Origin of the sequence: Paenibacillus sp. P3E (assembly GCF_001909045.1) — a bacterium.
Lineage (GTDB): Bacteria > Bacillota > Bacilli > Paenibacillales > Paenibacillaceae > Paenibacillus_AQ > Paenibacillus_AQ helianthi.
The window spans coordinates 25,278-49,735 of sequence record NZ_LVWH01000174.1 but is presented as its reverse complement, the minus strand read 5'-3'; the positions used below and the strand labels follow the sequence as shown (position 1 = coordinate 49,735).

25 protein-coding genes and 1 other annotated feature are annotated in these 24,458 nt (G+C 47.9%); of the genes, 24 read left to right on the top strand and 1 reads right to left on the bottom strand.

Translation table 11 applies throughout. The features are described 5' to 3' along the window. The first annotated feature begins 41 nt into the window (after nucleotides 1-41). Entirely contained in the window at nucleotides 42-779 is a 738-nt protein-coding gene (gene pssA, locus A3842_RS18355; RefSeq protein WP_074086505.1) for a CDP-diacylglycerol--serine O-phosphatidyltransferase, read from the top strand. Nucleotides 780-928: 149 nt separating this feature from the next. Here pssA and A3842_RS18350 read toward each other — a convergent pair whose 3' ends face one another. Beyond that, nucleotides 929-1,324: a nucleoside triphosphate pyrophosphohydrolase family protein gene (locus A3842_RS18350; protein ID WP_074086506.1), complete on the bottom strand. Its 396-nt coding sequence runs from the start codon at nucleotides 1,322-1,324 to the stop codon at nucleotides 929-931. A 215-nt stretch (nucleotides 1,325-1,539) separates the two neighbouring features. On the opposite strand from A3842_RS18350, the gene A3842_RS18345 reads away from it, so the two are divergent. The 23 genes from A3842_RS18345 to rpsG all read left to right on the top strand — a co-directional run bounded on the left by A3842_RS18345 (nucleotide 1,540) and on the right by rpsG (nucleotide 24,446). Then, nucleotides 1,540-2,628, top strand: coding sequence for a PIN/TRAM domain-containing protein (locus tag A3842_RS18345; RefSeq protein ID WP_074086507.1), 1,089 nt, complete (start codon nucleotides 1,540-1,542; stop codon nucleotides 2,626-2,628). 96 nt (nucleotides 2,629-2,724) lie between these two features. Next, nucleotides 2,725-3,423, top strand: coding sequence for a 2-C-methyl-D-erythritol 4-phosphate cytidylyltransferase (ispD, locus tag A3842_RS18340; protein WP_074086508.1), 699 nt, complete (start codon nucleotides 2,725-2,727; stop codon nucleotides 3,421-3,423). Continuing rightward, the gene (gene ispF / locus A3842_RS18335) at nucleotides 3,420-3,908 is read left to right on the top strand and encodes a 2-C-methyl-D-erythritol 2,4-cyclodiphosphate synthase (RefSeq protein WP_074086509.1); all 489 of its coding nucleotides are present in this window, start codon (nucleotides 3,420-3,422) and stop codon (nucleotides 3,906-3,908) included. The genes ispD and ispF overlap by 4 nt, the downstream gene beginning before the upstream one ends. A gap of 50 nt (nucleotides 3,909-3,958) precedes the next feature. Then, nucleotides 3,959-5,422 carry a glutamate--tRNA ligase gene (gene gltX / locus A3842_RS18330; protein ID WP_074102295.1) on the top strand — a complete coding sequence of 488 codons (1,464 nt, stop codon included), beginning with the start codon at nucleotides 3,959-3,961 and terminating at the stop codon, nucleotides 5,420-5,422. A 481-nt stretch (nucleotides 5,423-5,903) separates the two neighbouring features. Further along, nucleotides 5,904-6,596, top strand: coding sequence for a serine O-acetyltransferase (gene cysE, locus A3842_RS18325; protein WP_074102297.1), 693 nt, complete (start codon nucleotides 5,904-5,906; stop codon nucleotides 6,594-6,596). A gap of 54 nt (nucleotides 6,597-6,650) precedes the next feature. Beyond that, nucleotides 6,651-8,057, top strand: coding sequence for a cysteine--tRNA ligase (cysS, locus tag A3842_RS18320; RefSeq protein ID WP_074102294.1), 1,407 nt, complete (start codon nucleotides 6,651-6,653; stop codon nucleotides 8,055-8,057). Continuing rightward, on the top strand, nucleotides 8,054-8,491 hold the full coding sequence (locus tag A3842_RS18315) for a Mini-ribonuclease 3 (protein WP_074102293.1): 438 nt from the start codon (nucleotides 8,054-8,056) through the stop codon (nucleotides 8,489-8,491). Before cysS ends, A3842_RS18315 begins: the two co-directional genes overlap by 4 nt. 39 nt (nucleotides 8,492-8,530) lie before the next feature. Next, nucleotides 8,531-9,292, top strand: a complete 762-nt coding sequence (gene rlmB / locus A3842_RS18310; RefSeq protein WP_074086513.1) for a 23S rRNA (guanosine(2251)-2'-O)-methyltransferase RlmB — start codon at nucleotides 8,531-8,533, stop codon at nucleotides 9,290-9,292. A gap of 2 nt (nucleotides 9,293-9,294) precedes the next feature. After that, the gene (locus A3842_RS18305; RefSeq protein ID WP_074086514.1) at nucleotides 9,295-9,816 is read left to right on the top strand and encodes an NYN domain-containing protein; all 522 of its coding nucleotides are present in this window, start codon (nucleotides 9,295-9,297) and stop codon (nucleotides 9,814-9,816) included. 162 nt (nucleotides 9,817-9,978) lie between these two features. Beyond that, a complete protein-coding gene (gene sigH / locus A3842_RS18300; RefSeq protein WP_019908203.1) occupies nucleotides 9,979-10,623 on the top strand; it encodes an RNA polymerase sporulation sigma factor SigH in 645 nt (214 codons plus the stop codon). A gap of 485 nt (nucleotides 10,624-11,108) precedes the next feature. Then, complete coding sequence (gene rpmG / locus A3842_RS18295) at nucleotides 11,109-11,258, top strand: 50S ribosomal protein L33 (protein ID WP_074086515.1); 150 nt, start codon at nucleotides 11,109-11,111, stop codon at nucleotides 11,256-11,258. A 20-nt stretch (nucleotides 11,259-11,278) separates the two neighbouring features. Then, a complete protein-coding gene (gene secE, locus A3842_RS18290; protein ID WP_019908206.1) occupies nucleotides 11,279-11,470 on the top strand; it encodes a preprotein translocase subunit SecE in 192 nt (63 codons plus the stop codon). Between the two features lie 21 nt (nucleotides 11,471-11,491). Beyond that, on the top strand, nucleotides 11,492-12,025 hold the full coding sequence (gene nusG / locus A3842_RS18285; protein ID WP_020427084.1) for a transcription termination/antitermination protein NusG: 534 nt from the start codon (nucleotides 11,492-11,494) through the stop codon (nucleotides 12,023-12,025). A 75-nt stretch (nucleotides 12,026-12,100) separates the two neighbouring features. Next, nucleotides 12,101-12,526 (top strand): 50S ribosomal protein L11, encoded by a 426-nt coding sequence (gene rplK, locus A3842_RS18280; RefSeq protein ID WP_020427083.1) that lies wholly within the window; start codon nucleotides 12,101-12,103, stop codon nucleotides 12,524-12,526. Nucleotides 12,527-12,607: 81 nt separating this feature from the next. Next, complete coding sequence (gene rplA / locus A3842_RS18275) at nucleotides 12,608-13,300, top strand: 50S ribosomal protein L1 (RefSeq protein WP_074086516.1); 693 nt, start codon at nucleotides 12,608-12,610, stop codon at nucleotides 13,298-13,300. A 68-nt stretch (nucleotides 13,301-13,368) separates the two neighbouring features. Next, nucleotides 13,369-13,522, top strand: a sequence feature (ribosomal protein L10 leader region). A 64-nt stretch (nucleotides 13,523-13,586) separates the two neighbouring features. Further along, nucleotides 13,587-14,090 (top strand): 50S ribosomal protein L10, encoded by a 504-nt coding sequence (gene rplJ, locus A3842_RS18270; RefSeq protein ID WP_074086517.1) that lies wholly within the window; start codon nucleotides 13,587-13,589, stop codon nucleotides 14,088-14,090. A 65-nt stretch (nucleotides 14,091-14,155) separates the two neighbouring features. Further along, nucleotides 14,156-14,515 carry a 50S ribosomal protein L7/L12 gene (rplL, locus tag A3842_RS18265; protein ID WP_074086518.1) on the top strand — a complete coding sequence of 120 codons (360 nt, stop codon included), beginning with the start codon at nucleotides 14,156-14,158 and terminating at the stop codon, nucleotides 14,513-14,515. A gap of 141 nt (nucleotides 14,516-14,656) precedes the next feature. Then, on the top strand, nucleotides 14,657-15,253 hold the full coding sequence (locus A3842_RS18260) for a class I SAM-dependent methyltransferase (RefSeq protein WP_074102292.1): 597 nt from the start codon (nucleotides 14,657-14,659) through the stop codon (nucleotides 15,251-15,253). 422 nt (nucleotides 15,254-15,675) lie between these two features. Beyond that, entirely contained in the window at nucleotides 15,676-19,221 is a 3,546-nt protein-coding gene (rpoB, locus tag A3842_RS18255; protein WP_074102291.1) for a DNA-directed RNA polymerase subunit beta, read from the top strand. Between the two features lie 111 nt (nucleotides 19,222-19,332). After that, nucleotides 19,333-22,944 carry a DNA-directed RNA polymerase subunit beta' gene (rpoC, locus tag A3842_RS18250; protein ID WP_074086521.1) on the top strand — a complete coding sequence of 1,204 codons (3,612 nt, stop codon included), beginning with the start codon at nucleotides 19,333-19,335 and terminating at the stop codon, nucleotides 22,942-22,944. A gap of 182 nt (nucleotides 22,945-23,126) precedes the next feature. Beyond that, nucleotides 23,127-23,378 carry a ribosomal L7Ae/L30e/S12e/Gadd45 family protein gene (locus A3842_RS18245; protein WP_020427076.1) on the top strand — a complete coding sequence of 84 codons (252 nt, stop codon included), beginning with the start codon at nucleotides 23,127-23,129 and terminating at the stop codon, nucleotides 23,376-23,378. Nucleotides 23,379-23,510: 132 nt separating this feature from the next. Then, nucleotides 23,511-23,930, top strand: coding sequence for a 30S ribosomal protein S12 (rpsL, locus tag A3842_RS18240; protein ID WP_020427075.1), 420 nt, complete (start codon nucleotides 23,511-23,513; stop codon nucleotides 23,928-23,930). Between the two features lie 45 nt (nucleotides 23,931-23,975). Then, nucleotides 23,976-24,446: a 30S ribosomal protein S7 gene (gene rpsG, locus A3842_RS18235; protein ID WP_020427074.1), complete on the top strand. Its 471-nt coding sequence runs from the start codon at nucleotides 23,976-23,978 to the stop codon at nucleotides 24,444-24,446. Nucleotides 24,447-24,458: the final 12 nt, after the last annotated feature.

The window sequence follows — 24,458 nt, the reverse complement described above, 5'->3', positions numbered from 1 at the left end:
GAGACGTTGTTGCTCAATAGTAGGAAAATAGAGGTGAAGAAATGATACAAAAATCAATTCCGAGTTTGTTTACCATCGGTAACTTAATGCTTGGAATGTTTGGTATCATGATGGCGTTTGACGGTAAACTGAGCATGGCCGCTATCATGGTGATTATCGCTATGCTGTTAGACGGGTTGGATGGTCGTGTTGCACGGGCGCTGAAATGCGAAAGTGAATTTGGCAAGGAGCTGGACTCATTATCCGATGTCGTTTCCTTTGGAGTTGCGCCGGCGCTGATCATGTACATCACTAGCCTGCAGGATTTGAATTCTGCATTAGGCTGGACCGTAACGGCGATTTTCCCGGTATTCGGTGCGCTTCGTTTGGCCCGTTTTAATGTCCGTCCCGGTATCCCTGGATATTTTGTCGGGTTGCCGATTCCGGCTGCGGGAGGGGTGCTGGCTACACTAGCGCTTTTTCATAAGGATGTATCGGCCCCATTTATGATTGTAGTTACGCTGCTGCTGTCTTATCTTATGGTCAGCACGGTTAAATATCCGAATTTTAAAAAAGTGGGCCTGCCCAAAAAGGCGGTTGTTGGCGCCCCTGTTGTGATTGTTATAGCTGTTGCGGTTGCCGTGATTTTTCCCGAGCAAATCGCCAAGCTAATCTTTGTACTTCTTGCATTGTATGCATTGTATGGTTTTAAACAAAATATCGACCGGCTGACGGCTCGTCGCCGTCACCGTCGTAGACGGCGTTCAGAAGATAAAATATATCACTCCAAAAATGGATAATAAGTTGCTGCGGGACTAACATGCTCAAGAGAACTATAGGATTTTAATAATTATATATGTAAGGAAAAGAGGCTTTGCCATTCCCTGGAATCAGTGGATGGCGAAGCCTTTTTGCCGATCTGGCGGATGGAAAGAGCGCTTCAGGCTATTCAGGAGAAGTTAAACAATCCCAGAGTAGCACATTTCTGTGACTCCTTTTCTACAACCTCGTCCATATTAATGTTAAGCAAATTGCAGAGAGCAGACATATAGAACAGCTCACGGCCCAGCTCCGACGCAACCACCTCACGGCAGTTCTCGCACAGTTCGCCTTCAAGATGGGTTCCTGCAAGCTCCTTGGCTTGTTCAAGCCCTAGACCAGGCTCAAATATCTGTTTCTTTGCGTGCAGCTGAATACAGCCGCATTCGGTAATGGCTTTGACGACTGCACGATTGACGGAAGCGCTGCTCTGCCCGTTCTTGGACATTACATCCAGAAGACTACGGTGACGGAGCAGCAGTTCGGAGACTTGATCCTGGAAGGCCTGTAAACTTGGTGCGCTCATTTTCCATTCACCCCTGGGTTCGTAATTGAGTTCATTATATGTCAGTCCTTCCCCTGTTTTCAACCAGTATTAGAAGTTTACGGTTGCCTTTGCAGCAACGATATTGTTCAGTGTCAGAAAAAATAACGTTCCCCCGGATTACCGTCCTAAAAATTGGAACATACTGGTGATGTATAGATCATTTTAGGATGAATAATAAGGAGGTGCCAGAGGTAATGTGGAAAAAAATGATTTTGATGCTTGCCGCACTTTGCGGAGCCTGGTCAGGGTATACATTATACCATGCGGCAGAAAGAGGATTCCCGGAGGGAATGGGAAAACTGGGGAATAGCTTGCCTGTGCAGGGAAGCATTTTGTTTGCAGTGCTGGGAGCCATTATTTTTTTGTTTGCGGGGACTTTATGCGCGGAATGGGGAGGTTCTAAACTGCGGGAGGCGGTATTGTATTGTTCGCGCATCCCCATGAATGAATTGGCTGCAGGCGCTGCTGGGCTTACGGGAGGCCTTCTCTTGTCCCTGCTGCTATATCCTGCCATGGTTTGGCTTGGAAAGGCAGGAGAGCTGCTGCAGGTCGCTGCAACGCTTACGTTTGGGTACATGGGTCTCCGGGTCGGGCTGGAAAAGAAAGAAGAGTTGGCCTCTCTATGGACAATCGGGCGCTGGGGACAGGCTGCAGAACCGGAAGGCCGCGGCTTGGAAGAGCATAAGATTCTGGATACAAGTGTCATTATAGACGGACGGATCGCGGATATCTGCAAGACGGGTTTCATTGAAGGAACCATCGTAATCCCGGAATTTGTTCTGGAGGAGCTTCAGCATATTGCCGATTCATCGGATCTGCTGAAACGCAACCGCGGACGTCGCGGATTGGATATCCTCAACAAAATCCAAAAAGAGCTGGATGTGAAGGTGCTGATCTACGAAGGTGATTTTGAAGAAATCTCCGAAGTGGACAGTAAACTGGTCAAACTGGCTAAAGTGCTGCGGGGCAAGGTAGTAACCAATGACTTTAACCTTAACAAGGTGTGTGAGCTGCAAGGCGTGTCGGTTCTCAATATCAATGATCTGGCCAATGCGGTGAAGCCGGTGGTCCTGCCTGGTGAAGAGATCATAGTCCAGGTTATTAAAGATGGCAAGGAGCATGGACAAGGGGTTGCCTATCTTGATGACGGAACAATGATTGTGGTCGAGGGCGGCCGCGAATACATCGGTACAACGATGGAGGTTCTGGTAACTAGTGTGCTGCAGACTTCGGCGGGACGCATGATCTTTGCCAAGCCGAAGCTGATGGAAAAAGCGCAATAAACGGTTTCAGAGCAGTGAAAGCTTCTCCAATGGGTTGGAAATAGCCGCCAAACACGTTATGATGGGGGTATACGTGAAGGGCAGGAGAAGGGCAGAATGTCAAACAGTGTAGGTGCCGTGATTGTCGCGGCGGGCAGAGGAACAAGAATGGGGACTGCGGAGAGCAAGCAATATTTGCTGCTGCAGGGGAAACCGATTATCGTTCATACCCTGGAGGTGTTTCAACGGCATCCGCTCATCTCTGAAATCGTACTGGTTACGGGCCAAGAGGATGTGGATCGCTGCCGGGAGTGGGTAAAGGCCTACAAGCTTGACAAAGTGTCATCTGTAGTGACAGGAGGCTCCGAACGCCAGCATTCTGTTCATTTGGGTCTGAGAAAACTGGGGACCACCTGGGTAATGGTTCATGACGGTGTCCGTCCATTTGTGCAGGAGGAAGAAATTACTGCCTGTTACGAGTATGCCAAAGAGATCGGTGCCTCAGTGCTTGCTGTACCCGTAAAAGATACGATCAAGCAGGTGGACGGGGAGGGCAAAGTGCTGTCCACACCCGATCGGCGAAGTCTGTGGGCGATTCAGACCCCGCAGACTTTTCGTCTGTCCGAACTGATTATGGCGTATGAGTCGGCAGAGCGGGACGGATTTCTCGGCACCGATGATTCGAGTCTCGCGGAGCGCAGCGGTATTCCGGTTGCCGTAGTGGAAGGAAGCTACGCAAACATTAAGATCACCACACCGGAGGATCTGGATTTCGCTGAATTTACACAAAGAAACAGGGGAGAGGTACAAACATGATTGCTGTAGGACAAGGTTTTGATGTACACCAGCTGGTGGAAGGCAGGCCGTGCATTATTGGCGGTGTCACTATTCCTTATGAAAAGGGACTGCTTGGGCACTCTGACGCTGATGTGCTGCTGCATGCAGTGAGCGACGCTATTCTGGGAGCCTTGGGACTTGGCGATATCGGCAGACATTTTCCCGATACGGACCCGGCCTTTAAGGATGCGGATAGTCTGAAGCTGCTGGAGCATGTATGGGCGCTTGCCCGTGAACGCGGTTATAAGCTTGGGAATATTGATTCTACTATTATTGCCCAAAAGCCTAAGATGGCACCTTATATCCCGCAAATGATTGAGGTTATCGCTAAGGCACTGGGAGCTGAGACATCCAAGGTGAATGTCAAAGCAACCACTACCGAACAACTTGGCTTTACCGGGCGTGGAGAAGGGATTGCAGCACAATCTATTGTCTGTCTGCTCCAAGATGTGATATCATCTTGAGATGGCTGTTTGCAGCCTAATTTTAACCATTATGAAGCGGAGGGAATGACATGACGGGTCAAGTCCGGGTGCGTTACGCACCAAGCCCTACGGGACATTTACATATCGGAAATGCCAGAACGGCGTTATTCAATTATTTGTTCGCCCGTAATCTGGGCGGCAAATTCATTATCCGGATCGAAGATACGGACGTAAAGCGTAATATTGCTGAAGGGGAAGAAAGCCAGCTCAAATATTTGAAATGGCTGGGAATGGATTGGGATGAGAGTGTCGATGTCGGCGGTGAATATGGTCCTTATCGCCAAACAGAACGTTTGGATCTGTACCGCATATACTGGCAGGACCTGCTGGACCGTGGTCTTGCATACCGCTGCTACTGCACAGAAGAAGAGCTGGAAGCGGAACGTGAGGAGCAGACCGCTAGAGGCGAGACTCCACGTTATTCCGGCAAACACCGGAATTTGACTGTAGAGCAGCGCCAGGCCTATGAAGCAGAAGGACGTATAGCAAGTATCCGCTTCCGTGTGCCTGAGGACCGCACTTATACCTTTGATGATATCGTTAAGGGCAGCATTTCTTTTAATACCAAGGAAATGGGCGACTTTGTCATTGTGAAGAAGGATGGAATACCAACCTATAACTTCGCTGTGGCTGTGGATGATCATCTGATGGAAATCACTCATGTATTACGCGGGGAAGACCATATCTCGAATACACCGCGTCAATTGATGATTTATGAAGCCCTGGGCTGGGAAGCGCCGCTGTTTGGACACATGACCCTGATTGTCGGTGATGACCACAAGAAGCTGAGCAAACGCAACGAATCCATTATTCAGTTCATTGAGCAGTACGATCAGCTGGGCTATTTACCTGAGGCGCTGTTCAATTTTATCGCAATGCTCGGTTGGTCACCGGAGGGCGAAGAGGAGATTTTCAGCAAAGATGAGCTGATCTCCATCTTCACGGCAAACCGTCTATCCAAGAGTCCAGCCGTATTCGATACCAACAAACTGTCGCATTTGAATAACCACTACATCAAGCACGCGGATCCAAAGCGTATCGCGGCTCTGGCTATTCCACATTTGCAAAAAGCCGGAAGATTGCCGGAAACGCTTGGTGAGGAACAGCAGGCCTGGGCGGAAAGTCTGGTTGCTCTGTATCAAGAGCAGATGACTTCTGCATCGAACATCGTGGAGCTGTCCGAGCTGTTTTTCCGCAGTCATGTGGAGCTTGAAACAGAAGCTGCCCAGATTCTGGCCGAAAGCCAGGTTCCTGAAGTCTTGTCCGCTTTCCTGAATAAGGTGGAAGCTACTGACGACTTTACTGCCAGCAACATGGCCGTCCTGATTAAAGAAGTACAGAAAGAGACGGGACATAAAGGCAAAGCGCTGTTCATGCCGATCCGTGTCGCTTTAACCGGACAAACACATGGGCGTGATTTGAATATAACGATAGTTCTGCTGGGCCGTAGCCGGGTCATCGAACGTCTGAAATCGCAGATCGAAGGGGCTTAAAAAGGAATAACCGGAAGATGAACCCCTTGTCAGTCCGTTGTCTTTTAGCTAAGATAGAAGTATATGATAATAGCTGGGATCAGGAAAAGTATGCGTACAAGGGCAATTACCAGAGAGAATAACCGCTAAGGGATTTTCCCTTTGCAGGCTGGGAGTTATTCATTTGTCTGCCGCTGAATATGCGCCTGTGAGCTGCTCGGTTGAGCGTTCCTGCAATGGGATGTTAGACCGTGCCGGGAACGTTGCCGTTACAGACGCCAAGAGGGACAATAGCAATTACTGGCTTTGAAATGTGAATCCGGTGAATCATGCGAAGTCCAAGCAGAGTGGGACCACGGTTAAACGTCTCTGCAGCTTTATGCTGCAGGGGCGTTTTTTGTTGAAATTTATGAATAGAGAGAGAATGTGGGTTGTAGACAATACCTTCCTTATGCGTACCTGTAAACAGGAGGCGGGGAAGTCAAAGAAGAGGGGAACCGTGATGTTTAAGCATATCAAGTCGGACATTCGGGCAGTATTCGACAACGATCCCGCAGCCCGCAGCTGGTTTGAGGTTGTCTTCACCTACGCCGGACTTCATGCCATTTGGGCACACCGGGTAGCCCACTCTTTATATAAACGGCGCTGGTTTACTCTTGCACGCCTCGTTTCCCAGATCAGCAGATTTATGACCGGTGTTGAAATCCATCCAGGGGCAACGATCGGTAACCGCCTGTTTATTGACCATGGAATGGGTATTGTGATCGGGGAAACCTGCGAAATCGGGGATGATGTGATTATCTATCAGGGAGTTACTCTCGGGGGAACGGGTAAAGAAAAAGGGAAGCGTCATCCGACCGTAGGCAACAATGTTGTGATTGGCTCCGGCGCGAAAGTACTGGGATCGTTCCGGATCGGCGATAATTGCAATATCGGTTCCAATTCGGTTGTTCTCCGTGAAGTGCCAAGCAACAGTACAGTTGTGGGTAATCCTGGACGGGTGGTCAAACGAAATGGCGAACGGGTATCTGACAGGCTCAACCACACCCAAATGCCGGATCCACTGATCGATTCCCTGCGTTTTTTACAGAAAGAGATCGAAGAGATCAGAGAAAAGCTAGGTACAGAGGACAAACAGAAACAAGAGCAGCGCCGCATAGAAAGCCAGCAGTATATCGGTGATTATGAAATTTAAGCATACCGGAATTCGGTAGAATCCGGGGTCAAACAGAAAGGATTGGGAACAAACATGGCATTGCAAATCTACAACACAATGACGCGCAGCAAGGAACAATTTGTCCCGCAGGAATCAGGCAGGGTGAAGATGTACGTATGCGGTCCAACCGTCTACGGCTATATGCATATCGGAAATGCCAGACCCGTAATTGTTTTTGATACGGTCCGGAACTATCTGGAACAGATAGGGTATGAAGTCAATTATGTGACCAACTTCACAGATGTCGACGACAAGCTGATTCGCAAGGCCGAGGAGATGAACACTACAGTAGCTGAGGTTGCGGAAATCTTTATCAATGCCTATTGGGAGGACCTTGCAGGGCTTAGTGTAAAACCAGCGACTATGAATCCCCGGGTCACGCAGAGCATGGAGTTGATCATTGAGTTCATTAAGGAGCTCGAAGAGAAGGGCTATGCCTATGAAAATGGCGGTGACGTCTATTACCGTACATCCAAATTTACCAATTACGGCAAGCTGTCCCGCCAGAACTTGGAGGAACTGCACTTCGGTATTCGGGTGGAAGTAGACTCGCGTAAAGAAAAACCCGAGGATTTTGTCCTCTGGAAAGCAGCGAAGCCAGGAGAAATCCATTGGAGCAGCCCATGGGGAGACGGACGTCCTGGTTGGCATATCGAATGCTCGGCCATGGCCCGTGAGTTTCTTGGCGACACGATTGATATTCATGGCGGCGGACAGGATCTGCAGTTCCCGCACCATGAGTGCGAATGCGCTCAGACAGAAGCGTTGAGCGGCAAGCCGCTATCTAACTACTGGATGCACAACGGGTTCATTAACATCGGTGATGAAAAAATGTCGAAATCGCTCGGCAACGGTTTGCTGGTGAAGGATATCCGCCAGCGCTTCAAGGCAGGGACGATCCGTTATTTCATGCTTTCAACCCATTACCGCAATCCGCTGAATTTTACTGAAGAATCCATGCTGTCCGCAGAAAAAAGCGCTGAGCGTATCGCATTTGCGGAGAGTAATGTGAAGCACCGGCTTGAGCTTGATCCAGAAGGGGCCAAAGGCCAGGCAAGCGGGCAGATGACAGAACGGTTGGCTGCCATTGTAGGCAACTTCCATGCCAAGATGCAGGATGACTTTAACACTCCTGATGCCATTACTGCTATGTTTGACTGGGTAAGTCTTGCGAACAATACGCTTGCAAATTCAGAAGCGTTGTCTGCGGACTTCGCTGCGCTGCTGCAAGCTTTTGCCGAAATGAATGGTGTGCTGCGCCTGACCCCGGAGATTGAGGAAGAGGTCGCTGGAGAAGAAGTAGAAAGACTGATCGCTGAACGTGCCGAAGCACGAAAGAACAAGAACTGGGGACGCTCCGATGAGATCCGTGATGAGCTGAATGCAATGGGCATTCTGCTTGAGGATACTCCACAAGGAATGCGGTGGCGGCGGAAATGAGCGGACCATTTAATCTGGAGAGTGCCTGGTTTCCCTATGAGCCCTCCAAGCCGGTCCGACTCCTCTCTCCGCTGGTTCTGGCGTATGCTGGTGATGCTATCTATGAAGTGGCGGTTCGCCAGTATTTGATCTCGCTGCCGAATCTGCGTCCGAACCATTTGCATCGTACTGCGACCGGACTGGTCTCGGCCAAAGCGCAGAGCACAATCCTTACTTATCTGGAGCCGATGCTTACAGATGAAGAGAAGGATGTTGCCCGGCAAGGACGGAATGCCAAATCCGGAACCATTCCCAAAAATGCAGATGTGCTGGAATACCGGCATGCTACTGCCTTTGAGTGCCTAATCGGTCATTTGTATTACACAGGCCAGCAAGCCCGAATCCAAGAACTCGTTGACAGCAGTATACAGTATATGATGAACCGGACTAAGTAAGGCTATAAGGGTATAGATATTAGTACAGGAGGCATGAACATGGAAGAATTAAGGACAGAAGAGGAAATATTGGCGGGCAAGCATTCAGTGCTTGAAGCGCTTCGTGCCGGTCGTACACTCAATAAGATATGGATCGCCGAAACAGCGCAAAAGCACTTAACAGCACCTATTATTGCTGAAGCGCGTAAAGCGGGAATAGTGATCCAGCATGTGGATAAAAGAAAGCTGGACCAGCTTGCACCTGGAGTACAGCACCAAGGGGTAGTAGCACAAGCGGCACCCTTTGCCTATGCAGAGGTTGCGGATATTTTGGCAGCGGCAGAAGCTAAGGGAGAACCGCCGTTTCTGATTCTGCTTGATGAAATTGAGGATCCGCATAATCTGGGCTCCATCCTCAGAACAGCCGACTGCACCGGTGTGCACGGAGTTATTGTGCCGAAACGGCGGTCTGCACAAATCACGGCGACGGTGTCCAAAACTTCTGCAGGAGCTGTTGAATATGTACCAGTCGCACGCGTAACCAACCTCGGACAGACCATTGATCGCCTCAAGGAGCTTGGGGTCTGGGTGGTTGGAACCGATGTGGATACGGATCAGAATCTGTATGCTTCTGATATATTTACAGGTCCGGTAGCCGTGGTAATCGGGAATGAGAATAAAGGAATGGGCCGCCTGATCCGGGAGAAATGCGATGTGCTGCTGAAGTTGCCGATGGCCGGGAAGATCAATTCGCTAAATGCTTCAGTTGCCGCAGGCGTTATTATGTACGAGGTGCTTCGCCGCCGGCATCAGCAAGGATAGATATGGCCGACTGGCGCGATATTCTTCTTGTGGATGGCTACAATATGATTGGCGGCTGGCCTGATCTTGCCGCATTGTCACTTATAGGAATGCAGGGAGCGCGCGACCGGCTGCTGGATATGCTGGCTGAATATCAGGCGTTTTCCGGGCTGCGTGTCATAGCCGTTTTTGATGCGTACCGTGTGCCGGGACTGGGTAAATCCTTTGTGCAGGGGAAAGTCCAGGTGTTCTTCACCAAGGAAAAAGAAACGGCAGATGAATGCATTGAACGGCTGGTCGGTGAGTTCAATCACCGCAGACGGCAGATTTATGTGGCGACCAGCGATTTTGTGGAGCAGCATGTCATCTTTGCGCAAGGAGCGCTACGGATATCAGCCCGTGAGCTGCGGCTGGAAATCGAAGAAAACCAGAAACAGGTTAAGAAGGCCATCGAGCCCGGGAGCATCAGTTCCAACAGGCATTCACTGGAAGAAAAGCTGCCGCCTGAAGTTCGCAAACGGCTGGAGGACTGGCGCCGTCAGTAGAGGGACGGAAATTGAAGCGTTTTCGCGTAAAATACCATAATATGTTATTGAAGATTGATTTTGGACAATCTGCGGTTGACGGTGTAAGGTAACATAATATATACTGATCCTATATTTCGCGAAGTAACGATGTGTCTTGCGTTGCAGCCGGGGGGATTCTTGGTGAGTGTCGACCTCAAGGAAATAATGCTATCCGAGTATGATTTCATAAGCGATGAAGAAATTGTCGAGATCTTCCGTGGTGGCGACAGTGGCGCATTGGAGCATTTAATTAACAAGTACCGCAATTTTGTCCGTGCCAAAGCCCGTTCATATTTTCTGATTGGGGCAGACCGTGAAGATATCGTACAAGAAGGCATGATAGGCCTATACAAGGCGATTCGTGATTTCAAGGGCGACAAGCTTTCTTCATTCAAGGCGTTTGCCGAGCTCTGCATCACCCGTCAGATTATTACCGCAATTAAGACAGCTACCCGTCAGAAGCATATTCCGCTCAATTCCTATGTCTCATTGGACAAGCCAATCTACGATGAGGATTCAGACCGGACACTGATGGATGTCATTTGTGGAACACAGGTGCTTGATCCGGAAGAATTGATTATTAACCAGGAAGAGTTCATTGGTCTGGAAGATAAGATGGCCGAGATTCTGAGTGATCTGGAACGTAAGGTTCTAATGCTCTATCTGGACGGACGGTCCTATCAGGAGATTGCTGAGGATTTGAAGCGTCATGTGAAGTCGATTGACAATGCTTTGCAGCGAGTGAAACGGAAATTGGAAAGATATCTGGAAGTGCGTGACAATTGATGATACAATGTACAGGAAAGGCTCGGACATCGAGTCTTTTTTTAGTGTTTTGAGATTGTTCAATTGAATTGACACGAGATTATAGTCCGTTGCCGTCGACAGCAGGTTTATAGACAGTGCAAATGCTCCATAATGATAGGTAGTAATGGATAAGTCAATCCCAAAAAAAGAAGACCTTCGTTTTATCGGCGGGCTATAACGGCAGATTCTCCTGGAGGATCTGAAGAGGGTTCATGCAATTATGGATTCTGATCTTACAGGATGGACAGTGATTTGGCGTGAAAAGGTAAGGCCAGAGACTACGTACGCAATAAGGCTTCAGCACCCGAAATTACCCAACGCGATGGGGGAAATCTTTCGTTGACACAGAGGTTGACATTATGCTAAAGTGTTTTAGGTAGGCCTAAATTCGCGGCTTTTTTTAGGATCAATATTTGCGTCTTCTAATTTCATAGTTAGAGGGACGTCTTCGGGAGGTGCACATCATGCGGGTAATTATCACTTTGGCTTGTACAAGTTGCAAACAAAGAAACTATGCGACAACCAAAAACAAGCGAAATCACCCCGACCGCTTGGAGATGAAGAAATTTTGCAAGTTCTGTAACGAGCAAACTCCTCATCGCGAAACCAGATAGTCTTTGGAGGTGTAGTCGGCGTGAAACGTAGTTTCAAGTCTTTGTTTTCCTTTTTCACTGAGAGCTGGAGTGAACTCAAAAAAGTTCGCTGGCCTAGCCGTAAGGAATTGAAAAACTACACATTGATCGTTCTCGGTACAATTGTAGTAATCGCTCTTTACTTCTGGGTTCTGGACATCGGTATTTCCGCTGTGATCGAAAGGATTATTTAGAGAGGTCCCAGGTGGCTTGGTATGGAAAAAAGATGGTATGTTGTTCATACCTATTCCGGGTATGAGAATAAGGTCAAGGCCAATTTGGAAAAACGCGTTGAGTCCATGGGCATGGAAGACAAAATATTCCGTGTTCTTGTTCCTATGGAAGAAGAACTGGTAAACAAGGACGGCAAGAAAAAAACCGTCATGCGTAAAGTTTACCCTGGTTATGTTTTGGTCGAAATGGTTCAAACTGATGATTCATGGTATGTAGTCCGCAATACGCCGGGCGTTACCGGATTTGTTGGTTCGACAGGTTCCGGGTCCAAACCTACCGCTCTGCTTCCGGAAGAAGTTGAACAAATTCTGAAGCATATGGGCATGGTTGAACCTAAAGCGAAGATTGATTTCGAAATTAAGGAATCCGTACGTATTATGGTTGGTCCCTTTGCGAATTTTGTGGGCTCTGTGGAAGAAATTTTGGCTGACAAGAGCAAGATCAAAGTGCATGTCAACATGTTTGGACGGGAAACCCCGCTGGAGTTGGATTTCACTCAAGTGGAGAAAATATAACAGTCGCAAGGGTTTCTTGTGGGAGAACGCTATTTAGTGTTCGAATACCACTATTTTTGCAAGGAGGTGTCACTCATGGCTAAAAAAGTTATTAAAATGGTGAAACTGCAGATTCCTGCAGGGAAAGCGAATCCAGCGCCTCCAGTAGGTCCGGCGTTAGGTCAAGCAGGTGTCAACATCATGGCATTCTGTAAGGAATTCAACGCTCGTACTGCCGACCAGGCTGGCTTGATCATTCCGGTTGAAATTACAGTATTTGAAGACCGTTCCTTTACCTTCATCACCAAAACTCCTCCGGCTGCTGTTCTGCTTCGCATTGCTGCGAAAGTAGAAAAAGGATCCGGTGAACCAAACAAGAAAAAAGTAGCGAAGCTGGGCCGCGCAGCGGTTCGTGAAATCGCTGAAACAAAAATGCCCGACCTGAACGCTGCATCTATCGAAGCTGCAATGCGTATGGTTGAAGGTACTGCCCGCAGTATGGGGATTACAATCGAAGACTAATATGTTTTCGATGAACCGGTCTTGCATGACCGTAATATGTGGGAGGAATTTCCGCTAATACCACAAAGGAGGAACATTTTCATGGCTAAACATGGTAAGAAATACCAGGAATCTGCTAAGCTAATCAATAGCGAAGCGACTTACGAGCCTTCAGAAGCTGTAGAGCTTGTGAAAAAGGCAGCCACTGCTAAATTTGACGAAACCGTTGAAGCAGCAGTTCGTCTGGGTGTAGACCCCCGTAAACAAGACCAAGCAGTACGTGGTGTTGTTGTCCTGCCACACGGCACAGGCAAAACACAACGCGTGCTTGTATTTGCAAAAGGTGAAAAAGCGAAAGAAGCGGAAGCTGCTGGCGCGGATTTTGTAGGTGATCAGGATATGATCAACAAGATCCAACAGGGCTGGTTTGAATTCGACGTCTGCGTAGCTACACCTGATATGATGAGTGAAGTCGGTAAACTTGGTCGTTTGCTTGGTGGTAAAGGTCTCATGCCTAACCCTAAAGCCGGCACGGTTACTTTCGATGTTACTAAGGCTGTTCAAGAAATTAAAGCCGGTAAAATCGAATACCGTCTCGATAAAGCAGGCCAAATTCACGCGCCTATCGGCAAAGTGTCTTTTAATGCTGAACAACTGAACGAAAACCTTAAATCCCTGATCGATGCTCTGAACCGTGCGAAACCAGCTGCTGCCAAAGGTGTATATCTTAAAGGCATCGCAATTTCGTCTACTATGGGACCAAGCGCTCGTGTGAATGCAGCTGCTTTCAGATAAATAAAGGTTGACTCTCTGGGTCATCTTTGATAATCTGTAACAGTTGTGAACTTTAAGGTGATCATTCTTCAACTTGAATATGCTTACCGTAGACAGTAGGTGCCGTGAGGCTTAATTCCCTACCGAGGTGTTGTGATAGAAACAAGAAGTGTATGGCGCTTGCCGGATCACTATCGTTTTATCAAGCCTTCGTGAATCTGCGGAGGCTTTTCTAATGCCTGCGTAGGACGGTGTTGTTTTTTCGGAAACAATCGCCGTAACATAATTTTTCAGGAGGTGTATACAATTGGCAAATGCAAAAGTAATCCAAGCTAAACAGGACGCGGTTGATGTTGTTACCGGCAAACTGCAGAACAGTGTTTCTACTGTTGTTGCGGACTACCGCGGATTGAACGTTGCCCAAGTGACTGAACTGCGCAAGCAGCTTCGTGAAGCTGGGGTTGATTTTCAAGTCCTGAAGAACACATTGGTTCGTCGTGCAACAGCTGCGGCTGAACTGACTGAACTCGATGCCGTTCTGACTGGTCCTACAGCGATCGCTTTCAGCGAAACAGACGCAGTAGTAGCCGCTAAGATTCTGAACGATTTCGCTAAAAAGAACGATGCTCTGAAACTTAAGGGTGGCGTTGTGGAGGGCCGTGTCATCGATGCGGACCAACTGAAAGCACTGGCTGAGCTTCCTTCCCGTGAAGGTTTGCTGTCTATGCTGCTTAGCGTACTTCAAGCTCCAATGCGCAACTTCGCGCTTGCAGTTAAGGCTGTTGCTGAGAAGGAAGAACAAAGCGCGTAAGCCTTTGATTCTAGTATTATAATCATTACCACAAATAAATTTAAATATAAAATGGAGGTTCAATCATGAGCAAAGAAACAATCTTGGAAGAAATTAAAGGCATGAGCGTATTGGAACTGAACGACCTGGTAAAAGCAATCGAAGAAGAGTTCGGCGTAACTGCAGCAGCTCCAGTAGCAGCTGGCGGTGCAGTAGCAGCAGTAGAAGAAGAACAATCCGAATTCGACGTAATCTTGACAGGCGCTGGCGCTTCCAAGATCAACGTTATCAAGATCGTTCGCGAAATCACAGGCCTGGGCTTGAAAGAAGCTAAAGACCTCGTAGACAACGCTCCAAAAGCAATCAAAGAAAAAGTAAGCAAAGAAGAAGCCGAAGCTACCAAAGCAAAATTGGAAGAAGCAGGCGCAGCTGTAGAAGTGAAGTAATATAACTTTTATGGTTTTGCACCGGGAATAGGTGTTATGCCTGTTCCCAGTTCTAGCAACCCCCTTGAACTTGTTCAAGGGGGTTGCTGTATAAGCTATGCCTTGCTAGAAAGAGCAGAACGAAAGGGAGGATAATATAATATGTCGCAGCATTATTACTCGCAGCAGCCGGATGCGCGTCATGATAGACGCACCATCGATACGGTTCTAAGAGGAAAAAGCCTCCGCTTTACCAGCGACGCCGGTGTCTTTTCCAAAGGAGATATTGATTACGGCAGCCGTGTACTAATCGAAACGATGGATTTTCCGGATGGAACCTCCGTACTTGATGTGGGTTGTGGTTACGGCCCGATTGGGATTAGCGCAGCTTATCTGGCCCCCAAGGGACATATCACGATGATTGATATTAACAGCAGGGCGGTAGAACTAGCTCGTGAGAATGCCCGGAACAATGGGATTAGCAATGTAACCGTATTGGAGAGTGATGTACTCTCTGCCGTGAAGGGACGGAAATTCGATGTGATTGTGACAAATCCTCCAATTCGTGCCGGTAAGACGGTGGTGCATCAAATTTTCGAACAAGCCTATGAGCATTTGAATAAGGGCGGAGCGCTGTGGGTTGTGATTCAGAAGAAACAGGGGGCACCATCGGCAGTAGCCAAGCTTGAGAGCATGTTTGAGGATGTAGAAGAAGTAGGGAAAGACAAAGGCTATCGGATTATTAAAGCACAAAAATAAAAATAAATAGCATGTTGACATGTATTGTCGATAGTGTTATTATTATAAAATGTCAGTATTAAGATAGGCTCCATGTCTTTAGTTTGCTGAAATGTCAAGTAATATATTGTCGCCGGTAAGCGCATGCCGTACGGCAAGTTTTTGCGAATTCAGTTCTCTATGTTCCTGTCACGGCGAGGGTCGCCGGGTCAATAGATAATAGCGCATAAACTGTTGCTTGGTGACGTATAATACCTACGTTTTAGGCAAATCTACGGATAAGGAGTATTTTGGCCGTGGAAAGATGCGCTCTTTTTTCGAAGAATTCGATAAGGGCTTTTCTTTATTTATGGCTGAGTCCTTGTGTTATGGTTCCATTATACGGGTCCAAACAAGGGTTCGCAATCAATTTTTAAGTGAGTAGACATGAGGGGTGAGTAAAGTTGGCAGGACATCTTGTTCAGTATGGTCGACGCACTCGGCGGAGCTATGCGAGAATTAAAGAGGTACTCGAGGTCCCTAACCTGATCGAGATCCAACAGAAATCGTATGATTGGTTTTTGGAGGAAGGTTTGCGTGAAATGTTCCAGGACATCTCGCCAATCCAGGATTTCACAGGCAATTTGGTGCTTGAGTTCATTGATTACAGCCTAGGCGAACCGAAGTATACGGTTGACGACGCTAAAGAGCGGGACGTGACATATGCGGCTCCTCTGCGTGTGAAGGTGCGGCTCATCAATAAGGAGACCGGTGAGGTCAAAGAGCAGGAAGTGTTCATGGGAGATTTCCCGCTGATGACGGAGACCGGCACTTTTATTATCAATGGTGCGGAACGGGTTATTGTCAGCCAGTTGGTTCGCTCTCCAAGCGTCTATTTCAGCACGAAAGTAGATAAGAACGGCAAAAAAACCTACACCGCCACAGTAATTCCAAACCGCGGAGCTTGGCTTGAATTGGAAACGGACGCTAAGGACATCATGTATGTTCGTATCGACCGGACACGTAAAATTCCAGTTACTGTCCTTCTGCGTGCTCTCGGTTTCGGCAGTGATGCCGAGATTCTGGAACTGCTTGGGAATGATGAATATATTCGCAATACGCTGGATAAAGACAATACGGACTCCACTGAGAAGGCGCTTATTGAAATCTACGAGCGTCTGCGTCCGGGCGAGCCGCCGACACTAGATAACGCAAAGAGCCTTTTGGTCGCACGTTTCTTCGATCCGAAGCGCTATGATTTGGCTAACGTCGGTCGTTACAAAATCAATAAAAAGCTGCACATTAAGAACCGGTTGTTTAATCAGCGGCTGGCACAGCCTTTGGTTGATGAGGCTACTGGAGAAATTCTGGCGGAATCCGGACAAATGGTTGACCGCAGACTTCTTGATGAGCTGATCCCTTATTTTGAGAAAGAAGTCGCTGCCAAAACCTACCGAGTTACCGGTGGAGTACTGGACAGTGAAGATATCCCGTTGCAAACGATCGATGTATTCTCGCCGATCGAGGAAGGCAGGGTTATCAAGCTGATTGCCAACGGCAATATCGATAAATCCGTTAAACATATTACCCAGGCTGATATTATTTCCTCAATCAGCTACTTTATTAATTTGCTGCATGGTATCGGCAATACAGATGACATTGACCACTTGGGTAACCGTCGTCTGCGTTCCGTGGGTGAATTGCTTCAGAACCAATTCCGTATCGGGTTGTCCCGTATGGAACGCGTAGTGCGTGAGAGAATGTCGATTCAAGATGCGAATGCAATTACTCCGCAGGCTCTGATCAATATTCGCCCGGTTATTGCGTCTATTAAAGAATTCTTTGGTAGTTCCCAGCTGTCGCAGTTTATGGACCAAACGAACCCGCTTGCTGAACTTACGCATAAGCGTCGTCTATCCGCACTCGGACCCGGTGGTCTGACCCGTGAACGCGCAGGCTTTGAAGTCCGCGACGTACATCACAGTCACTACGGCCGTATGTGTCCAATCGAAACGCCGGAAGGTCCGAATATCGGTTTGATCAACTCCTTGTCCACCTTTGCCCGCATCAATGAGTACGGCTTTATTGAGGCTCCGTACCGTTGGGTGGATCCAAAGACCGGCAAGGTGACAGAACATATCGATTATTTGACCGCCGATGAAGAAGATAACTATGTAGTTGCTCAGGCAAATGTGCAGATCGATGAAGATGGAACCTTTAAGGAAGACATGGTTATCGTTCGTTACAACAAGGATTCAGACAACATTACCACTATGCCTAGTAACCGCGTTGACTACATGGACGTATCACCAAAACAGGTTGTATCAGTCGCTACGGCGCTCATTCCGTTCCTTGAGAACGATGACTCCAACCGCGCGCTGATGGGGTCTAACATGCAGCGTCAAGCCGTTCCACTTCTGATTCCGAAGGCTCCACTTGTCGGTACAGGAATGGAGCATAAATCCGCTAAGGACTCTGGCGTATGTATTGTCTCCAAATATGACGGTATTATTGAACGTTCTTCTGCCAACGAAATCTGGCTGCGCCGGGTTGAGATGATTGAAGGCAAAGAGGTTAAAGGTGATATCGTTAAATATAAATTACACAAATTTATGCGTTCGAACCAAGGTACCTGTATAAATCAGCGTCCACTGGCTAAAAGAGGCGACCTTGTGAAGAAAGGTGACATTCTTGCAGACGGACCTTCCACAGAAATGGGTGAATTGGCCCTGGGCCGCAACGTAGTTGTTGCGTTCATGACTTGGGAAGGTTACAACTACGAGGATGCGATCCTGTTGAGTGAAAAGCTGGTCAAAGAAGATGTATACACTTCAATTCATATTGAAGAATACGAATCTGAGGCTCGTGATACCAAGCTGGGACCAGAAGAGATTACCCGTGATATTCCAAATGTCGGTGAAGAAGCGCTTCGCAATCTCGACGAACGCGGTATTATCCGTATTGGTGCGGAAATCAATGCTGGTGACATCCTTGTCGGTAAAGTAACTCCTAAGGGTGTAACTGAACTGACTGCTGAAGAGCGCCTGCTCCATGCAATCTTTGGTGAGAAGGCACGTGAAGTGCGTGATACTTCCCTGCGCGTTCCTCATGGTAGTGATGGTATTATCGTTGACGTTAAAGTATTCACCCGTGAGAATGGTGATGAACTACCACCAGGTGTGAATCAATTGGTTCGTGTCTACATCGCTCAGAAACGTAAGATCTCTGAGGGTGACAAAATGGCCGGACGTCACGGTAACAAGGGTGTCGTTGCCCGTATACTTCCTGAAGAAGATATGCCTTTCCTGCCAGATGGTACGCCAGTACAGGTAGTACTGAACCCGCTGGGCGTTCCTTCCCGTATGAATATCGGACAGGTGCTGGAAGTTCATATTGGTATGGCTGCACTTCGTCTGGGGATTCACGTTGCCACTCCGGTATTTGACGGTGCGCGCGAGTATGACGTCTTCGATACGATGGAAGAAGCCGGCATGCAACGCAATGGTAAAACTGTGCTATACGATGGCCGTACAGGTGAACGCTTCGAACGTGAAGTAACTGTCGGTGTCATGCACATGATCAAACTGGCGCACATGGTTGATGATAAGATTCATGCCCGCTCCACAGGTCCTTACTCACTCGTTACCCAGCAGCCACTCGGCGGTAAAGCCCAGTTTGGTGGACAGCGTTTCGGGGAAATGGAAGTTTGGGCGCTTGAAGCCTATGGCGCTGCTTATACACTGCAAGAAATCTTGACAGTAAAATCCGATGACGTGGTTGGACGTGTGAAAACGTACGAAGCCATTGTCAAGGGTGAGAACTTGCCGGAACCTGGTGTACCCGAAGCGTTCAAAGTATTGATCAAGGAACTGCAGTCGCTGGGTATGGATGTTAAGATCCTCAGTGGCGATGAGCAGGAGATTGAGATGAAGGAACTGGACGATGAGGACGAGACGTCAGGCGACAAGCTGAGCCTGAATTTGGAAGGCGCGGAAGTCGGGATAGAGTAGTTCTAGTAAAGCTGAATTTCATTGAAATGAACCGTGCCCTCTGTTGACCTAACCGTCAAGAGAGGGCCTATGCGGTAATAAATCAAGATATAGATTAAGGAGGGTTGCTCCTTGTTGGACATCAACAGTTTTGAATTTATGAAAATCGGGCTTGCTTCTCCGGAAAAAATTCGCTCTTGGTCCCGCGGAGAAGTAAAAAAACCGGAAACCATTAACTATCGTACGTTGAAACCGGAAAAAGAGGGCTTGTTCTGCGAGCGCATTTTCGGACCGCAAAAAGACTGGGAATGCCATTGCGGTAAATACAAACGTGTACGTTATAAAGGCGTTGTGTGCGATCGTTGCGGCGTTGAAGTTACACGTGCCAAGGTTCGTCGTGAACGTATGGGTCACATCGAATTGGCTGCTCCGGTTTCTCATATCTGGTATTTCAAAGGGATTCCAAGCCGTATGGGTCTGGCCCTTGATATGTCCCCAAGATCGCTTGAAGAGATCATCTACTTTGCATCTTATGTTGTAACGGATCCAGGTGAAACACCGTTGGAGAAGAAACAACTTCTGTCCGAGAAGGAATACCGCAGCTATCGTGAAAAATACGGTTACGGATTCCAAGCCGGAATGGGTGCTGAAGCGGTTAAAAAGCTCCTTCAGGATATCGATATCGATAAAGAGCTGGAATTCCTCAAAGAAGAGCTGCGCACAGCTCAAGGTCAACGCCGCAACCGGGCGATCAAACGCCTGGAAGTGATCGAGGCTTTCCGCAACTCCGGCAACAAGCCTGACTGGATGATCATGGATGTACTTCCGGTTATTCCTCCTGAGCTTCGTCCAATGGTTCAACTCGATGGTGGCCGTTTTGCTACGTCTGACCTTAATGATCTGTATCGTCGTGTAATTAACCGTAATAACCGTCTGAAAAGACTGTTAGACCTCGGTGCGCCAGACATTATCGTGCAGAACGAGAAACGCATGCTTCAAGAGGCCGTAGATGCTTTGATTGATAACGGCCGTCGTGGCCGTCCTGTAACAGGTCCTGGTAATCGTCCGCTCAAATCCCTCAGCCATATGCTGAAAGGTAAACAGGGACGTTTCCGTCAGAACTTGCTCGGTAAACGTGTTGACTATTCTGGACGTTCCGTTATCGTAGTAGGCCCGTACCTGAAAATGTATCAATGCGGTCTGCCTAAGAAAATGGCGCTCGAATTGTTCAAGCCGTTCGTGATGAAAGAACTTGTTAACAAGGGCCTTGCCCATAACATCAAGAGTGCAAAACGCAAAGTTGAACGTGTCAGCCCAGAAGTGTGGGATGTGCTTGAAGATGTTATTAAGGAGCATCCGGTTCTGCTGAACCGCGCACCTACGCTTCACAGACTCGGGATTCAAGCATTTGAACCCATTCTGGTTGAGGGTCATGCTATCCGTCTGCACCCACTCGTATGTACGGCTTACAATGCCGACTTTGACGGTGACCAGATGGCAGTTCACGTTCCTCTGTCCGCTGAAGCTCAGGCTGAAGCACGTATCCTGATGCTGGCTTCCGGTAACATTCTGAACCCTAAAGATGGCAAACCGGTAGTTACACCTTCTCAGGATATGGTCCTTGGTACATTCTATTTGACCATGGACAACAAGGAAGAAAAGGGAAGTGGCATGATTCTGCGTACCGTGAACGAAGCTGTATCGGCTTACCAACGCGGAACTGCAGGCTTACATGCTCGCGTAGCTATTCCTGCCAAAGCTCTCGGCAAAACATGCTTTACGGAAGCTCAGCAGAATGCAATGCTAATTACAACTGTCGGTAAGATTATCTTCAACGAAATCTATCCAAGCAGTTTCCCTTACATCAACGAAGCAACAAAAACCAACTTGCTGCAAGGCACACCTGAGAAATATTTCATTTATGAAAAAGGCGCGGATATTCGCGAATTAATCATGAGCCTGCCGGATGCAAGTGCAGTAGGTAAAGAATATTTAGGTTTAATTATTGCCCGTTGCTTTGAGATTTACCATACAACCAAGACATCTATGATTTTGGATAAAATCAAGCAACTCGGCTTCACGTACTCCACTCGTTCCGGTGTTACTGTAGCCGTATCGGATGTTATTGTACCTGAAGAGAAAGTAACCATTCTTAAAGAATCGGAAGCTAAGGTTGATGTGGTTGCCAACCAATACCGTCGTGGTCTGATTACCAATGATGAGCGGTATGACCGCGTCATTGAAATCTGGTCGAAGACGAAGGATGATCTTACGAACATCCTGCTCAAATCGATGGACCGGTTCAATTCTATCATGCTCATGGTTGACTCCAAGGCGCGTGGTAACAAATCGCAGATTACACAGCTGGGTGGTATGCGTGGTCTGATGGCTACACCTTCAGGACGGATTTTTGAATTGCCAATCAAGGCGAACTTCCGTGAAGGCCTAACCGTCCTCGAGTACTTTATTTCCACTCACGGAGCTCGTAAAGGTCTGGCCGATACAGCGCTGCGTACAGCGGACTCTGGTTATCTAACCCGTCGTCTCGTTGACGTTGCACAAGACGTTATTGTCCGTGAAGAAGACTGTGGTACGGATAAAGGCTTCACTGTCAGCCGGATACAGGATGGCAAGGAAGTTATCGAGGATTTGTATGACCGTATTGAAGGCCGTTACTCCTTTGAAACTGTTCGTCATCCAGAGACGAAGGAAGTCATCGTTAACCGTAACGATCTGATTGACTCCGACAAGGCTGAGGAAATTGTGAACGCAGGGGTAACCAAGCTGCAGATTCGCTCTGTATTGAGCTGCCGTGCCCGTCACGGGGTCTGCAAGAAATGCTACGGACGTAATCTGGCAACAGGCAAACATGTGGATATCGGTGAAGCTGTAGGTATTATCGCCGCTCAATCCATCGGTGAGCCAGGAACCCAGCTTACCATGCGTACGTTCCATACCGGTGGTGTTGCCGGTGATGACATCACGCAAGGTTTGCCTCGTATTCAAGAACTGTTTGAAGCCCGTAACCCTAAAGGTCAGGCGACAATTAGTGAGATTGATGGTGTAATCAAGGAAATCCGTGAAACCAAGGACCGTCGTGAAATCGAGGTACAAGGGGAAGCTGAATCCAAAACCTACTCTATTACCTATGGCTCGCGTCTACGTGTTAGTGAAGGCCAGGAGATCGAAGCTGGGGATGAACTGACAGACGGTTCGATCGACCCGAAAGAAATGCTGCGCATCAAAGGGATCCGCGGGGTACAAAACTACATTCTGCAAGAAGTACAGCGTGTATATCGTAACCAGGGCGTTGAAATCAATGATAAGCACATTGAAGTTATGATTAAGCAAATGCTGCGCAAGATCCGCATCATCGAAGCTGGTGATACGAATCTGTTGCCGGGTGCTTTCTCTGATATTCATGAGTATGAAGCAGCCAACAAGGAAGCAATTCTGTCTGGTAAGGAGCCGGCAGTTGCCAAACCGGTACTGCTAGGTATTACCAAGGCTTCGCTTGAAACAGACTCCTTCTTATCTGCGGCATCCTTCCAGGAAACAACTCGTGTCCTGACAGATGCAGCGATCAAAGGTAAAGTGGATAAACTTCTCGGCCTGAAAGAAAACGTTCTGATTGGTAAGCTGATTCCTGCCGGTACGGGTATGAACCGTTACCGCAATGTCACGCTTAGCGATCCGAATGAAGAAAGCAAGCTGGAAGCTCTAGAGACGGTTCCTGCTGAATAGTTGAATAATCATAGTGGCAGTTTTACGCGTCATGGTCGTTATAGATCGTGACGCGGTCACTCCACTGTGAATATTTATAAATTTATTGCCGAATTTCTTGACATCATCAGATGATAATGCTAATATGTCTAAGGTGCGTGAGTGGCCTTGTTATTCTTGTTCATTGGAGGTAATCATATATTATGACTGATGATATGGGATTGCAGGATGCTCAGGTCAAGATCGGTACCAAACAAACCGTCAAGGCGGTAGAGTTGGGCCAAGCCGCAGAAGTCTATGTGGCGGAGGACGGAGATCAACGGCTTACTTCCAGAATTGTTATGCTTTGCAACAAACAAGGCGTGAAGATCACTTATGTTGATACCATGCTGAACTTGGGCAAAGCTTGCGGTATAGAAGTTGGTGCTGCTATGGCAGCCGTCTTAAAACAATAGCAAGGAAATTGTTTTTGTACCGGGGTACACTCCGGCAGCAAAGACTTTTCATTTGTCTTTTTATGAACCGCCTGGGTCTGTGGACTTAATGTTCGTAAATGGATTATCATTTCAGGAAGGGGGTGGCACAACATGCCAACTATTAATCAACTGGTTCGTAAAGGCCGTCAAGCCAAAATCGAAAAGTCCAAATCTCCCGCTCTGCAAAAAGGGTTTAACGCCCTGAAGCGTGAGGCTACAAACTTGAGCGCTCCGCAAAAACGCGGTGTATGCACTCGTGTAGGCACAATGACACCACGTAAACCAAACTCCGCACTTCGTAAGTATGCCCGTGTTCGTTTGACGAACCGTCTTGAGGTGACTGCTTACATTCCGGGGATCGGACATAACCTTCAAGAGCACAGTGTAGTATTGCTGCGCGGAGGTAAAGTTAAGGACCTTGCAGGAGTTCGTTACCACATCGTACGTGGCGCTCTAGATACTGCAGGCGTAGCTAACCGGATGCAAGCTCGCTCCAAATATGGTGCGAAACGTCCTAAGGCTAAGAAATAAGATTGCAATACCTGAATAATAAACATTTAAGAAAGGGGGATATCCATGCCACGCAAAGGTCCAGTTACTAAGAGAGATGTATTGCCAGATCCATTGTATAATAGCAAGTTGGTTACTCGTTTGATCAACCGTATTATGCTGGGTGGTAAAAGAGGTGTCGCTCAAAGCATTCTGTACAATTCGTTTAAATTGATCCAAGAACGTACGGGCAAAGAACCGATGGAAGTTTTCGAAGCAGCCATCAAGAATATCATGCCGGTATTGGAAGTAAAAGCTCGTCGTGTCGGCGGTGCTAACTACCAAGTGCCTATCGAGGTTAAACCTGAGAGACGTACTGCTCTGGGATTACGTTGGCTCGTGAACTACTCACGCAACCGCGGTGAGAAGACTATGGAAGAGCGTTTGGCGGCTGAGATTATCGATGCTTCCAACAACACAGGCGCTTCTGTTAAGAAACGCGAAGATACGCACAAAATGGCTGAAGCGAACAAAGCGTTTGCTCACTACCGCTGGTAGGATCTAAAGCCG

Bases quoted from the DNA above. Each gene is read 5' to 3' on its own strand.
- rplA (WP_074086516.1), top strand. From the start codon at position 12,608: ATGGCTAAACATGGTAAGAAATACCAGGAATCTGCTAAGCTAATCAAT.
- ispF (WP_074086509.1), top strand. From the start codon at position 3,420: ATGATTGCTGTAGGACAAGGTTTTGATGTACACCAGCTGGTGGAAGGC.
- rplK (WP_020427083.1), top strand. From the start codon at position 12,101: ATGGCTAAAAAAGTTATTAAAATGGTGAAACTGCAGATTCCTGCAGGG.
- nusG (WP_020427084.1), top strand. From the start codon at position 11,492: ATGGAAAAAAGATGGTATGTTGTTCATACCTATTCCGGGTATGAGAAT.
- A3842_RS18260 (WP_074102292.1), top strand. From the start codon at position 14,657: ATGTCGCAGCATTATTACTCGCAGCAGCCGGATGCGCGTCATGATAGA.
- pssA (WP_074086505.1), top strand. From the start codon at position 42: ATGATACAAAAATCAATTCCGAGTTTGTTTACCATCGGTAACTTAATG.
- rlmB (WP_074086513.1), top strand. From the start codon at position 8,531: ATGGAAGAATTAAGGACAGAAGAGGAAATATTGGCGGGCAAGCATTCA.
- cysE (WP_074102297.1), top strand. From the start codon at position 5,904: ATGTTTAAGCATATCAAGTCGGACATTCGGGCAGTATTCGACAACGAT.
- rpmG (WP_074086515.1), top strand. From the start codon at position 11,109: ATGCGGGTAATTATCACTTTGGCTTGTACAAGTTGCAAACAAAGAAAC.
- A3842_RS18245 (WP_020427076.1), top strand. From the start codon at position 23,127: ATGACTGATGATATGGGATTGCAGGATGCTCAGGTCAAGATCGGTACC.
- gltX (WP_074102295.1), top strand. From the start codon at position 3,959: ATGACGGGTCAAGTCCGGGTGCGTTACGCACCAAGCCCTACGGGACAT.
- rpsG (WP_020427074.1), top strand. From the start codon at position 23,976: ATGCCACGCAAAGGTCCAGTTACTAAGAGAGATGTATTGCCAGATCCA.
- A3842_RS18315 (WP_074102293.1), top strand. From the start codon at position 8,054: ATGAGCGGACCATTTAATCTGGAGAGTGCCTGGTTTCCCTATGAGCCC.
- ispD (WP_074086508.1), top strand. From the start codon at position 2,725: ATGTCAAACAGTGTAGGTGCCGTGATTGTCGCGGCGGGCAGAGGAACA.
- rpsL (WP_020427075.1), top strand. From the start codon at position 23,511: ATGCCAACTATTAATCAACTGGTTCGTAAAGGCCGTCAAGCCAAAATC.
- cysS (WP_074102294.1), top strand. From the start codon at position 6,651: ATGGCATTGCAAATCTACAACACAATGACGCGCAGCAAGGAACAATTT.
- A3842_RS18345 (WP_074086507.1), top strand. From the start codon at position 1,540: ATGTGGAAAAAAATGATTTTGATGCTTGCCGCACTTTGCGGAGCCTGG.
- A3842_RS18305 (WP_074086514.1), top strand. From the start codon at position 9,295: ATGGCCGACTGGCGCGATATTCTTCTTGTGGATGGCTACAATATGATT.
- A3842_RS18350 (WP_074086506.1), bottom strand. From the start codon at position 1,324: ATGAGCGCACCAAGTTTACAGGCCTTCCAGGATCAAGTCTCCGAACTG.
- rplL (WP_074086518.1), top strand. From the start codon at position 14,156: ATGAGCAAAGAAACAATCTTGGAAGAAATTAAAGGCATGAGCGTATTG.